This is a genomic window from Stenotrophomonas panacihumi, from assembly GCF_001431645.1.
GTDB classification, from domain to species: Bacteria; Pseudomonadota; Gammaproteobacteria; order Xanthomonadales; family Xanthomonadaceae; genus Stenotrophomonas_A; species Stenotrophomonas_A panacihumi.
Map to the genome: position 1 here is coordinate 1 of NZ_LLXU01000004.1, position 11,166 is coordinate 11,166.

The following is an 11,166-nucleotide window of genomic DNA, read 5'->3' on the forward strand; positions in this document are numbered from 1 at the left end:
TGGCGCCGGGCACCGAGGCGGTCGAGTCCGAATGGACCGCGACCACCGAAGAATTGGACAAGGTCAATCCGTTCGCGGAGCTGGCCAGGTTGAAGAAGCAATAACCGTCGCGCTGGCGCGGCGGTGACCCAGAAAGTCGGTGCGGGCGCGCAGCCTGTGCGACGAAACGACGAAGTAAACGAACCGAGTTTGGAGCAATCCCATGGCTGTGCAGAAATCCCGTGTTACCCCGTCCCGCCGCGGCCAGCGCCGTTCGCACGACGCCCTGACCGCCAAGCAGCTGTCGACCGACCCGACCAGCGGCGAGATCCACCTGCGTCACCACGTGACCGCTGACGGCTACTACCGCGGCAAGAAGGTCATCGCCACCAAGACCTCGGCGGTCAACGAAGATTGATCCGTGGCACCCGTCGCGTCGCGGCGGGTGATACGCGTCTTCCGGGGCGGCGCCTTCGCGCCGGCCCCAAAGCAACAGGACATGGTATGAGCAAGCGGATCTACTCCAGAATCGCGGGCACGGGCAGCTATTTGCCCGAGAAGATGCTGACCAACGACGACCTGGCCAAGTTCGTCGACACCAGCGACGAGTGGATCCGCACGCGCACCGGCATCACCGAGCGGCACATCGCCGCCGATGACCAGACCACGTCCGACCTGGCCTACTTCGCCGCCACCCGCGCGATGGAAGCCGCCGGCGTCACCGCCGATGAGATCGACATGATCGTCGTGGGCACCACCACGCCGGACCTGATCTTCCCGTCCACGGCCTGCCTGCTGCAGGCGCGCATCGGCGCGACCGGCTGCGGCGCGATGGACGTCAACGCCGCCTGCTCGGGCTTCATCTATGCCCTGAGCGTGGCCGACAAGTTCATCCGTTGCGGCGACGCGCGCACCGTGCTCGTCGTCGGCGCCGAAACCCTGACCCGCATCGTCGACTGGACCGACCGCACCACCTGCGTGCTGTTCGGCGATGGCGCTGGCGCCGTCGTGCTCAAGGCCGACGAGGACACCGGCATCCTCAGCACCCACCTGCATGCCGATGGCAGCAAGAAGGAGCTGCTGTGGGATCCGGTGGGCGTGTCGACCGGCTTCGGCGAGAACGGGCAGGGCGGCAAGATCCTGATGAAGGGCAACGACGTGTTCAAGTACGCCGTCAAGGCGCTGGACTCGGTCGTGGACGAGACCCTGCAGGCCAATGGCCTGGACAAGCACGACCTGGACTGGCTGATTCCGCACCAGGCCAACCTGCGCATCATCGAAGCCACGGCCAAGCGCCTGGACATGTCGATGGAGCAGGTGGTGGTGACCGTGGACAAGCACGGCAACACCTCGGCCGGCTCGGTGCCGCTGGCACTGGACGCGGCGGTGCGTTCGGGCCGCGTGCAGCGCGGCCAGCTGCTGCTGCTGGAAGCGTTCGGCGGCGGCTTCACGTGGGGTTCGGCGCTGCTGCGCTATTGATCCGGCCACGGGCGCCCGGCGCCCGTGCGCGGTCGTCGCTGCTCCGCGTCCCCACCCGGAGATTTCCCTCATGGCAGAACCCATCGTCATCGACGGACGGCGGGCCTGGCTCAAGCAGTACGGCCAAGGTGGCCGTGCGCTGGCGCTGGGCACGCTGAGCTTCGTCGCGCGCCTGTTCCACCTCGAAGCCCTGCGCCCGCCGCCGCATCGCGGTGGCGTGGCGGCGCGTGATATCGAGGCGCGGCGCATCGCCGAACTCCAGGCCCAGGCCGTCAACGTGCCGCAGGTGCTGGGCACCGGGCGCGCCGCGCTGGTGCTCAGCGACAACGGCCGCTCGCTCGCCAGCTGCCTGCGCGAGGCCGACGAGGCCGGTCGCGACGAACTGGTGCGCCACGCGCTGGACGCCATTGCCCGCTCGCATGCACAGGGCGCCTATTTCGGCCAGCCGCTGCCGCGCAACATGACCTTCGACGGCCAGCGGATCGGCTTCATCGACTTCGAGGAAGACCCGCTCGAAGTGATGGACCTGGCCCAGGCCCAGGCCCGCGACTGGCTGATGTTCGGCTACGGCGTGGCGAAGTACTACGAGAACCGCCTGCCGGTGCTGCAGCAGATGCTCGCCGACGCGATGTGCGATGAAGGCGCGCCGGTGGTGGAGCACGCGCATGCGGTGACCGGTCGCCTGCAGCCGATGGCGCGGGTGCTGCGGCTGGGTCGTTCGGCGCGCGCGCTGGCGCATTCGATCCTGGTCATCCATGCCGCCACCACGCTGAGCGTGCTGGTCATCACACTGGTATGCGTGGACTGGTTCTCCGATGGGCAGCTGGACATGCTGGGGCTGCTGAGCTGACACGGGCTTTCCTGCCGTAACGGGCGGGTAGCCGGGGCGGGGAGTCCATACCTTTGCATACGCGCCAGTACAGACGCTGGGGCGATTTCACCCGTATGATCGCCGCTCGTTTTCGCAGACCCCTCCGCGCGCGTGACTGAAAATTCCCTCGCTTTCGTCTTCCCGGGCCAGGGCTCGCAGTCGCTCGGCATGCTTGCCGAACTGGCCGAGCTGCACCCGCAGATCCGCGATACCTTCGCCGAAGCCTCCGAGGGCGCCGGCGTGGACCTGTGGGCGCTCTCGCAGGGCGGCCCCGAGGAAATGCTCAACCGCACCGAATACACCCAGCCGGCCCTGCTGGCCGGTGGCGTGGCGGTGTGGCGCCTGTGGCAGGCGCGCCACGGCGCGCAGCCGGCGGTGCTGGCCGGCCACAGCCTGGGCGAGTACACCGCCCTGGTCGCCGCCGGCGCGCTGAGCCTGCGCGACGGCGCCCACCTGGTGCGCCTGCGCGGCCAGCTGATGCAGGATGCCGCCCCGGCGGGCGTCGGCGCGATGGCCGCCGTGCTCGGCGCCGAGGATGCCGTGGTCGCCGAGGTCTGCGAGCAGGCCGCCGGCAGCCAGGTGGTCGTTCCCGCGAACTTCAATTCCCCCGGCCAGATCGTCATCGGCGGCGACGCCGCGGCGGTCGACCGTGCCATCGCCCTGCTCGCCGAACGCGGCGTGCGCAAGGCGGTGAAGCTGGCGGTGAGCGTGCCCTCGCACACCCCGCTGATGCGCGAAGCCGCCAACCGCCTGGCCGAAGCCATGGCCGGGCTGGACTGGCGCGCGCCGCAGCTGCCGGTGGTGCAGAACGTCGACGGCCAGGTGCACGACGGCGTGGCGGCGATCCGCCAGGCGCTGGTCGAACAGCTCTACCTGCCGGTGCAGTGGACCTCCTGCGTGCAGGCGCTGGCCGCGCGCGGCGTGACCCGCGTGGCCGAATGCGGCCCGGGCAAGGTGCTGACCGGCCTGGTCAAGCGCATCGACAAGTCGATCGATGGCCGCCCGCTGGCGACCCCGGCCGATTTCGAGGCCGCGCTGGCCGACTGGGCCGCCTGATCCACCCCGCGCGCTTGCGCGCGCGTTCGTGGCGCGGCGGCGTCCATCCCCTTTTGTTGCCTCCAACGAGGAAATCCAGATGAGCAAGCCCCTGCAGGGAGAAATCGCGCTGGTCACCGGCGCCAGCCGCGGCATCGGCGCGGCGATCGCCGACGAACTGGCCGCCCAGGGCGCCACCGTGATCGGCACCGCCACTTCGGCGTCCGGCGCGCAGGCGATCGGCGAGCGCCTGGCCGCCTCCGGTGGCCACGGCCGCGAGCTCAATGTCACCGACGCCGGTTCCATCGATGCGCTGATCGAGTCGATCACCAAGGAATTCGGCCCGGTGTCGATCCTGGTCAACAACGCCGGCATCACCCGCGACAACCTGCTGATGCGCATGAAGGACGAGGACTGGCAGGCCATCCTCGACACCAACCTGAGCAGCGTGTTCCGCACCAGCAAGGCGGTGATGCGCGGCATGATGAAGGCGCGCAAGGGCCGCATCATCAACATCGCCTCGGTGATCGGCGTGACCGGCAATGCCGGCCAGGCCAACTACGCCGCCGCCAAGGCCGGCATCATCGGTTTCTCCAAGTCGCTGGCCAAGGAAATCGGCTCGCGCGGGGTCACCGTGAACGTGGTGGCGCCGGGCTTCATCGATACCGACATGACGCGCGCGCTGCCGGAAGAGCAGCGCACCGCGCTGCTGGACCAGATCGCGCTCGGCCGCCTCGGCGAGCCGGCCGACATTGCCCGTGCGGTGGCGTTCCTGGCCGGTCCTTCGGCCAGCTACATCACCGGCGAGACCCTGCACGTCAACGGCGGCATGTACATGCCCTGATTGAGGTGCGGCGCAAGGACGCGCTAAGTGGTTGAATCGCCGGGGTTTGCAGTGAAATGAATGCTCCGGCGGTTTCCACTACACTATCCAACGCGGCCATCGCAGCCCGATGGCGTTTTTTGAACCACCACTACTCCATCTGGAGCGATATCCAATGAGCACCATCGAAGAACGCGTCAAGAAAATCGTCGTCGAACAGCTTGGCGTCAAGGAAGAGGAAGTCACCAACAGCGCATCGTTCGTCGATGACCTGGGTGCGGACTCGCTGGACACCGTCGAGCTGGTGATGGCGCTCGAGGAAGAGTTCGAGTGCGAGATTCCGGACGAAGAGGCCGAGAAGATCACCTCCGTCCAGCAGGCGATCGACTACGTCAAGGCTCACGTCAAGAGCTGATGCATCGATCCCGGAACGTGGGCGCCGGGCCTTTGGCTCCGCCCGTGTTCCCGCAGACATGGGGCCGCTCAAGCGGCCCCGTGTTTTAGGGTGCCGCGCAGGCGACATCCGCAGTTTTCCAGCGTCAATCCGCAAGGTATCGGCAGGAGATCCACAATGAGTCGTCGTGTTGTCGTGACCGGCATGGGCATGGTGTCGCCGCTGGGCAATGACCTGGCCAGCAGCTGGGAGGGGATCGTCAACGGTCGCTCCGGCATCGGCCCGATCACCCATATCCCCGCCGAGCAGTTCACCACCCGCATCGCCGGCGAAATCCGCGATTTCGATCCCACCCTCTACGCGTCCGCCAAGGACGTGAAGAAGATGGACACCTTCATCCATTACGGCATCGGCGCCTCGTTCATGGCCATGGACGATGCCGGACTGGAAGTGACCGAGGCCAATGCCGAACGCATCGGCGCCATCCTCGGTTCGGGCATCGGTGGCCTGTACGGCATCGAGGAGCAGACGATCAAGTTCCACGAGGGCGGCGCGCGCAAGATCTCGCCGTTCTACGTGCCCAGCACCATCATCAACATGCTTCCCGGCCAGGTCAGCCTGATCAAGGGCATCAAGGGCCCGACGTTCTCGGCCGTGTCCGCCTGCGCCACTTCCAACCATTCCATCGGCACGGCGATGCGCATGATCCAGCACGGCGATGCCGACGTGATGCTGGCCGGCGGCGCCGAGCGCGGCTCCTCGCCGACCTCCATCGGCGGCTTCTGCTCGATGAAGGCGATGTCCACCCGCAACGACGAGCCGGCCAAGGCCTCGCGCCCGTGGGACAAGGACCGCGACGGCTTCGTGCTGGGCGACGGCGCCGGCGTGCTGGTGCTGGAAGAGTACGAACACGCCAAGGCCCGCGGCGCGCGCATCTACGCCGAGCTGATCGGCTTCGGTGCCAGCTCCGACGCGTACCACATGACCGCCCCGAGCGAGGACGGCGAGGGCGCCGCGCGCAGCATGCTCGCCGCGATCCGCGACGCGAAGATCAACCCGGAAGACGTCGATTACCTCAACGCGCACGGCACCTCCACCCCGCTCGGCGACCTGGCCGAGACGCTGGCGATGAAGCGCGCGCTGGGCGACCACGCCTACAAGGCGATGGTGAGCTCCACCAAGTCGATGACCGGCCACCTGCTCGGCGCGGCCGGCGGCGTGGAGGCGATCTTCTCGGTGATGGCGATCCACGCCGGCATCATCCCGCCGACGATCAACCTCGACGAGCCGGGCGAAGGCTGCGACCTGGACTACGTGCCGAACGTGGCGCGCGAGAAGAAGATCGACGTGGCCATGTCCAATGGCTTCGGCTTCGGCGGCACCAACGGCACGCTGGTGTTCCGCCGCGTGTAAGGCCTGCGCGCGTACCCGCGACGGGTGCGCGCCTTCCGCGCCGGCAACGGCGCGGCCCGATTCCCGGCGGCGCGGCGAAGGCCCGTCGCCTGTCCCGAGCGACTGACCATGCCGACGCTGCCGCTGGCCGCCGAGACCGACCTGCTGGCCCTGCATCGCCTGGCCCCGGCACGCTATCCCGCCCTGTTCGAATCCACCGCCCATGGCACCGCGCATGGGCGCTGGGACCTGCTGCTCGTCGCCCAAGGCGAACAGCTGCAGCTCGGCACCGACGGCATCACCCGTAATGGCGAAGGCACGGCGCTGGAAGGCGACTTCCTCGCGCTGCTCGACGCCGCCTGGGCGCGCACGCGCCAGCCGGCGCGCGTGGATCCGGCGCTGCCGTTCGGCGGCGGCTGGGCGCTGCTGCTGGACTACGAACTGGCCGCGCAGGTCGAGCCGGTGCTGCGCCTGCCGATGCGCGCCGATGGCCTGCCGGTGGCGCTGGCGCTGCGCTGCCCGGCGGCGATCCTGCGCGATCGCCGCGACGGCCGCTGCATCGCCGTCGCCGAACCGGGCCACGAAGCCTTGCTCGACGTACTGGCCGCCGACATCGACGCCGCCGCCGCACTGCCGCCGCTGCCGGCCTGGCAGCGGCCCGCCGCGCTGGTCGAAGACGAGCCGACGCGCTTCACCGCCAATGTCGAACGCGTGCTCGAGTACCTGCGCGCCGGCGACGTTTTCCAGGCCAACATCTCGCGCGCCTGGCAGGCGGCCTTCGACGCCACGCCCACGCCGGCCGCCCTGTTCCAGCGCCTGCGCGAAAACAACCCCGCGCCGTTCGCCGGGCTGTTCGTGGCCGCCGGCCGCGCGGTGGTGAGTTCCTCGCCCGAGCGGCTGGTGAGCGTGCAGGGCGAGCGCGTCGAGACGCGCCCCATCGCTGGCACCCGCCCGCGCTTCCCCGGCGACGACGATGCCGCGCGCATCCGCGAGCTGGTCGGCCACCCGAAGGAGCGCGCCGAGCACGTCATGCTCATCGACCTGGAACGCAACGACCTGGGCCGCGTCTGCCGCGGCGGCACGGTCGAGGTGGACGAGCTGATGACGGTGGAGAGCTACGCCCACGTCCACCACATCGTCAGCAACGTGCGTGGCCTGCTGCGTGAGGGGGTCACGCCGGGCGAGGTGATCGCCGCGGTGTTTCCCGGCGGCACCATCACCGGCTGCCCGAAGGTGCGCTGCATGCAGATCATCGCCGAGCTGGAGGGCGAAGCGCGCGGGGCCTACACCGGCGCCTTCGGCTGGCTCGGCAGCGATGGCGACATGGACCTCAACATCCTGATCCGCACCGCCGAGATCGCCGGCCCCGCGCTGCGCTTCCGCACCGGCGCGGGCATCGTGGTGGACTCCCAGCCCGAACGCGAACTGGACGAAACCCGGGCCAAGGCCCGCGGCCTGCTGCGCGCGCTGGACGCCGTGTGAGCGGCGTGGCCGTGGCGTGGTTCGGGAATCGCGTCGCGCACGGTATCCTGCGCGACGCAGAAGAATGACCGAGGTGGCCGTGGCCGGGGCGAAACGTGGATGTCTGAGCATATTGGCGGTGCTGCTGGCGCTCGCCGTGCTGGCCGTGGGCGCCGCCGCCTGGCTGTGGCAGGACCACCAGCGCTTCGCCGATACCCCGCTCACCGCCAGCGCGCCGAGCGTGGTGGTGGCCCCGGGGGATTCGGTGCGCGGCGTGCTGCGCAAGCTGCGCGCGGCCGGGGTGGATACCGGGCATGACATCAACTGGCTGCTGCTGGCGCGGCAGGTGGGCGCGGCCGGGCACATCAAGGTGGGCGAATACGCGCTGCAGCCGCCGCTGAGCCCGCGCGAACTGCTCACCCGCATGCGCGATGGCCGCGTCATCCAATACCGCTTCACGCTGGTGGAAGGCTGGAACATCCGCCAGCTGCGCGCCGCGCTCAATGCCGCCACGCCGCTGGAGCACGTCACCGCCGACCTGGACGATGCCGCGCTGATGGCGAAGCTGGGCTTCGCCGGCCAGCATCCGGAAGGCCGCTTCCTGCCCGAGACCTACCTCTACCAGCGCGGCGACACCGACCTGGACGTGCTCACCCGCGCGCACAAGGCGATGGAGCGCGCGCTGGCCGACGCCTGGTCGCGCCGCGCCGACGACCTGCCGCTGCGCAGCGCCGACGAGGCGCTGATCCTCGCCTCGATCGTGGAAAAGGAAACCGCGCTGGCCGCCGAGCGCCCGCAGATCGCCGGCGTGTTCGCCCGCCGCCTGCGGATGGGCATGAAGCTGCAGACCGACCCGACGGTGATCTACGGCCTGGGCAGTGGCTACGACGGCAACATCCGCCGGCGCGACCTCGACACCGACACCCCTTACAACACCTATACCCGCACCGGCCTGACCCCGACGCCGATCGCCATGCCCGGCCATGCCGCGCTCGAGGCCGCCGTGCGCCCGGCGCCGGGCAACGCGCTGTACTTCGTGGCCGTGGGCGATGGCACCGGCGCGCATGTGTTCTCCGACGACTACGCCGGCCACACGGCGGCCGTCGCGCGCTACCTGCAGCGCCGCCGCGAATCGCAGGCGCAAGCGCCGGTGACCACGCCATGAGCCCGGCACTGCTCCAGCATCCGCACTTCATCAGCCTGGAAGGCGGCGAGGGCGCGGGCAAGAGCACGGCGATCAGCGCCATCCGCGATTGCCTGCAGGCGCACGGCCACGAAGTCGTGCTGACCCGCGAGCCCGGCGGCACGCCGCTGGCCGAACGCATCCGCGAGATGGTGCTCAACCACACGCCTTCGCTGCCAGTGACCGAGCCGCTCGCGGCCGAGGCCGAACTGCTGTTGGTGTTCGCCGCGCGCGCGCAGCACGTGCGCGAGGTGATCCGCCCGGCGCTGCAGCGCGGCGCGTTCGTGGTCAGTGACCGCTTCACCGATTCCAGCTACGCCTACCAGGGCGAAGGCCGCGGCCTGGACCCGGCGTGGATCGCCGACCTGGAGCGTCGCGTGGTTGGCCTGCAGCCGGGCCTGACCCTGCTGCTCGACCTGGACGTGGGCATCGGCCGCGCCCGCACCACCGGCCGCGACCTGTGGCCGGACCGCATCGAAAGCGAGCACGACGATTTCTTCCAGCGCGTGCGTGCCGGCTTCCGCGCGCGCGCGCAGGCGCAGCCCGAGCGCATCAAGGTGATCGACGCCAACCAGCCGCCGATGGGCGTGGCCGCCGAAGTGGCGCGCGCGGTGGCGGTGTTCATCGGGGACACCGAGGCATGAGCGGCGAGCCGACCTTCGCACCCTGGCAACAGCGCGCCTACGACCAGACCGTGGCGGCGCTGGATGCCGGCCGCCTCGGCCATGGCCTGCTGGTCTGCGGCCCGGCCGGGCTGGGCAAGCGCGCATTGGCGATGCGCCTGGCCACGCACGTGCTGGGGCAGGCGCCGGATGCGGCGGCGCGCGCGCGCAGCGCGCAGCTGATCGCCGCCGGCACCCACCCGGACCTGCATGTCGTCTCGTTCATCCCGAACCGCACCGGTGACAAGCTGCGCACCGAGATCATCATCGAGCAGATCCGCGAGGTCTCGCAGAAGCTCGCGCTCACCCCGCAATACGGCGTGGCGCAGGTGGTGGTCATCGACCCGGCCGATGCGATCAACCGCGCCGCCTGCAACGCGCTGCTGAAGACGCTCGAAGAACCCGCGCCCGGCCGCTACCTGTGGCTGCTCAGCGCCGAACCGGCGCGCCTGCCGGCGACGATCCGCAGCCGCTGCCAGCGCCTGGAACTGAAGCTGCCGCCACGGCTCGAAGCGCTGGATTGGCTGCGCGCGCAGGGCTTCGCGGCCGCCGCGGCCGAGGAAGCACTCGATGCCGCGCGCGGCCATCCGGGCCTCGCCGCGCAATGGTTGCGCGACGACGGCCTGGCGCTGCGCCGCCAGGTCGCCGCCGACATGGAACAACTGGCTGCCGGTCGCGCTGGCGCGGTGGAACTGGCCACGCGCTGGACCGGCGACGAACACGCCGATGCGCGCCTGCGCCATGCCGCCGACCTGGTACTCGCGCAGGCTTCCGGCTTGACCGAGCCGGCGCGATTGCACAAGCTGGCCACCTGGTTCGATGCCGCCAATCGCACCCGCGACCTGTTGCGCACCACGGTGCGCGCGGACCTGGCGGTGGCGGAACTGTTGCTTGCCTGGCGCGATGGGGATCGGCCAGTACGTAAAGGGGATACACGATGAGTGCAACAAACGCGCGCCAGGGCATCCTGTCCCTGGCGGTGAAGGACAAGGCGGCGCTGTACAGCGCCTACATGCCGTTCGTGAAGAACGGCGGCATCTTCGTCCCGACCCCGAAGCGCTATTTCCTCGGCGACGAGGTCTTCCTGCTGCTGACGCTGCCCGAATCCAGCGAACGCCTGCCGGTGGCCGGCAAGGTGATCTGGGCCACGCCGGCCGGTGCGCAGGGCAATCGCGCGGCCGGCATCGGCGTGCAGCTGGCCGACGGCCCGGAGGGCGAGGCGGTGCGCAACCGCATCGAGACCCTGCTGGCGGGCCTGCTGAGCTCTGACAAGCCGACGCATACGATGTGATCGAACGCGTCACGATGCCTTGACGCCTTTGCGCGATCGCCTATAATGGGCGGCTCGCGACATCGGGCGGTTAGCTCAGCGGTAGAGCATTGCCTTCACACGGCAAGGGTCGCAGGTTCGATCCCTGCACCGCCCACCATCGTCGCGAAAGAAGAGCCGGCCCGAGGGCCGGCTTTTTCGTGGCTGGCCACCGGGAGGGCGGCGGGCCACCTCCATCGTTCGCCCGTGGTTCCACCGCATCCGCGCACCTGCGCAAGGACGATCCATGAATCCTGCCACGTTGTTGGGGTTCGCCTTCCCGCCATTGGCCCTGATGTTGGGCCACCTGTTCCTTCGCCTGTTCCATCCGCGCCTGCGCAACATGCCGCTGGGCACGGGCGTGGCCTGCCTGCTGGTCGGCGCGGTGGGCGCGTGGGCGGTCATCGGCGATGTCTCCGCCGGCGTGGTGCATTACCGCACGCGCGCGCTGGGCGGCCTGGAAGCCAGCGCGGCGCGCTCGCCATGGGTGTTCTGGGATGAGATCCTGCTGCTCTATGCACTGTCGCTGGGCGTGACCGCGTTCGGCGTGGCGGTGCTGGGGCGGGCGTGGGGGGGGG

General features: G+C 69.9%; 13 protein-coding genes and 1 tRNA gene. All 14 read left to right on the top strand.

Annotated features, from left to right (window positions below):
- Nucleotides 1-202: 202 nt before the first annotated feature.
- Nucleotides 203-397, top strand: a complete 195-nt coding sequence (gene rpmF, locus ARC20_RS00355) for a 50S ribosomal protein L32 (protein WP_057642632.1) — start codon at nucleotides 203-205, stop codon at nucleotides 395-397.
- An 86-nt stretch (nucleotides 398-483) separates the two neighbouring features.
- Complete coding sequence (locus ARC20_RS00360) at nucleotides 484-1,458, top strand: beta-ketoacyl-ACP synthase III (RefSeq protein WP_057642636.1); 975 nt, start codon at nucleotides 484-486, stop codon at nucleotides 1,456-1,458.
- Nucleotides 1,459-1,528: 70 nt separating this feature from the next.
- A complete protein-coding gene (locus ARC20_RS00365; RefSeq protein WP_057642639.1) occupies nucleotides 1,529-2,308 on the top strand; it encodes a BUD32 family EKC/KEOPS complex subunit in 780 nt (259 codons plus the stop codon).
- A gap of 132 nt (nucleotides 2,309-2,440) precedes the next feature.
- The gene (gene fabD / locus ARC20_RS00370) at nucleotides 2,441-3,385 is read left to right on the top strand and encodes an ACP S-malonyltransferase (protein WP_057642642.1); all 945 of its coding nucleotides are present in this window, start codon (nucleotides 2,441-2,443) and stop codon (nucleotides 3,383-3,385) included.
- Nucleotides 3,386-3,464: 79 nt separating this feature from the next.
- Nucleotides 3,465-4,208, top strand: coding sequence for a 3-oxoacyl-ACP reductase FabG (gene fabG, locus ARC20_RS00375; RefSeq protein ID WP_057642646.1), 744 nt, complete (start codon nucleotides 3,465-3,467; stop codon nucleotides 4,206-4,208).
- Nucleotides 4,209-4,362: 154 nt separating this feature from the next.
- On the top strand, nucleotides 4,363-4,602 hold the full coding sequence (gene acpP / locus ARC20_RS00380; RefSeq protein ID WP_046981398.1) for an acyl carrier protein: 240 nt from the start codon (nucleotides 4,363-4,365) through the stop codon (nucleotides 4,600-4,602).
- Nucleotides 4,603-4,758: 156 nt separating this feature from the next.
- Nucleotides 4,759-5,994, top strand: a complete 1,236-nt coding sequence (gene fabF, locus ARC20_RS00385) for a beta-ketoacyl-ACP synthase II (protein ID WP_057642649.1) — start codon at nucleotides 4,759-4,761, stop codon at nucleotides 5,992-5,994.
- Between the two features lie 108 nt (nucleotides 5,995-6,102).
- Nucleotides 6,103-7,455, top strand: coding sequence for an aminodeoxychorismate synthase component I (locus ARC20_RS00390; RefSeq protein WP_425478489.1), 1,353 nt, complete (start codon nucleotides 6,103-6,105; stop codon nucleotides 7,453-7,455).
- 64 nt (nucleotides 7,456-7,519) lie between these two features.
- Nucleotides 7,520-8,599 carry an endolytic transglycosylase MltG gene (mltG, locus tag ARC20_RS00395; RefSeq protein ID WP_057642652.1) on the top strand — a complete coding sequence of 360 codons (1,080 nt, stop codon included), beginning with the start codon at nucleotides 7,520-7,522 and terminating at the stop codon, nucleotides 8,597-8,599.
- Complete coding sequence (gene tmk / locus ARC20_RS00400) at nucleotides 8,596-9,261, top strand: dTMP kinase (RefSeq protein ID WP_057642655.1); 666 nt, start codon at nucleotides 8,596-8,598, stop codon at nucleotides 9,259-9,261. The genes mltG and tmk overlap by 4 nt, the downstream gene beginning before the upstream one ends.
- Complete coding sequence (locus ARC20_RS00405; RefSeq protein ID WP_057642658.1) at nucleotides 9,258-10,220, top strand: DNA polymerase III subunit delta'; 963 nt, start codon at nucleotides 9,258-9,260, stop codon at nucleotides 10,218-10,220. The genes tmk and ARC20_RS00405 overlap by 4 nt, the downstream gene beginning before the upstream one ends.
- The gene (locus tag ARC20_RS00410) at nucleotides 10,217-10,570 is read left to right on the top strand and encodes a PilZ domain-containing protein (protein WP_057642661.1); all 354 of its coding nucleotides are present in this window, start codon (nucleotides 10,217-10,219) and stop codon (nucleotides 10,568-10,570) included. The genes ARC20_RS00405 and ARC20_RS00410 overlap by 4 nt, the downstream gene beginning before the upstream one ends.
- A 64-nt stretch (nucleotides 10,571-10,634) precedes the next feature.
- Nucleotides 10,635-10,709, top strand: a tRNA-Val gene (locus ARC20_RS00415).
- Between the two features lie 126 nt (nucleotides 10,710-10,835).
- A partial coding sequence (locus ARC20_RS00420) for a hypothetical protein (protein WP_152983935.1) occupies nucleotides 10,836-11,166 on the top strand: 331 nt, incomplete at its 3' end.

Coding starts and splice junctions, on each gene's coding strand:
- rpmF (WP_057642632.1), top strand. CDS start 203: ATGGCTGTGCAGAAATCCCGTGTTACCCCGTCCCGCCGCGGCCAGCGC.
- ARC20_RS00360 (WP_057642636.1), top strand. CDS start 484: ATGAGCAAGCGGATCTACTCCAGAATCGCGGGCACGGGCAGCTATTTG.
- ARC20_RS00365 (WP_057642639.1), top strand. CDS start 1,529: ATGGCAGAACCCATCGTCATCGACGGACGGCGGGCCTGGCTCAAGCAG.
- fabG (WP_057642646.1), top strand. CDS start 3,465: ATGAGCAAGCCCCTGCAGGGAGAAATCGCGCTGGTCACCGGCGCCAGC.
- acpP (WP_046981398.1), top strand. CDS start 4,363: ATGAGCACCATCGAAGAACGCGTCAAGAAAATCGTCGTCGAACAGCTT.
- fabF (WP_057642649.1), top strand. CDS start 4,759: ATGAGTCGTCGTGTTGTCGTGACCGGCATGGGCATGGTGTCGCCGCTG.
- ARC20_RS00390 (WP_425478489.1), top strand. CDS start 6,103: ATGCCGACGCTGCCGCTGGCCGCCGAGACCGACCTGCTGGCCCTGCAT.
- mltG (WP_057642652.1), top strand. CDS start 7,520: ATGACCGAGGTGGCCGTGGCCGGGGCGAAACGTGGATGTCTGAGCATA.
- tmk (WP_057642655.1), top strand. CDS start 8,596: ATGAGCCCGGCACTGCTCCAGCATCCGCACTTCATCAGCCTGGAAGGC.
- ARC20_RS00405 (WP_057642658.1), top strand. CDS start 9,258: ATGAGCGGCGAGCCGACCTTCGCACCCTGGCAACAGCGCGCCTACGAC.
- ARC20_RS00410 (WP_057642661.1), top strand. CDS start 10,217: ATGAGTGCAACAAACGCGCGCCAGGGCATCCTGTCCCTGGCGGTGAAG.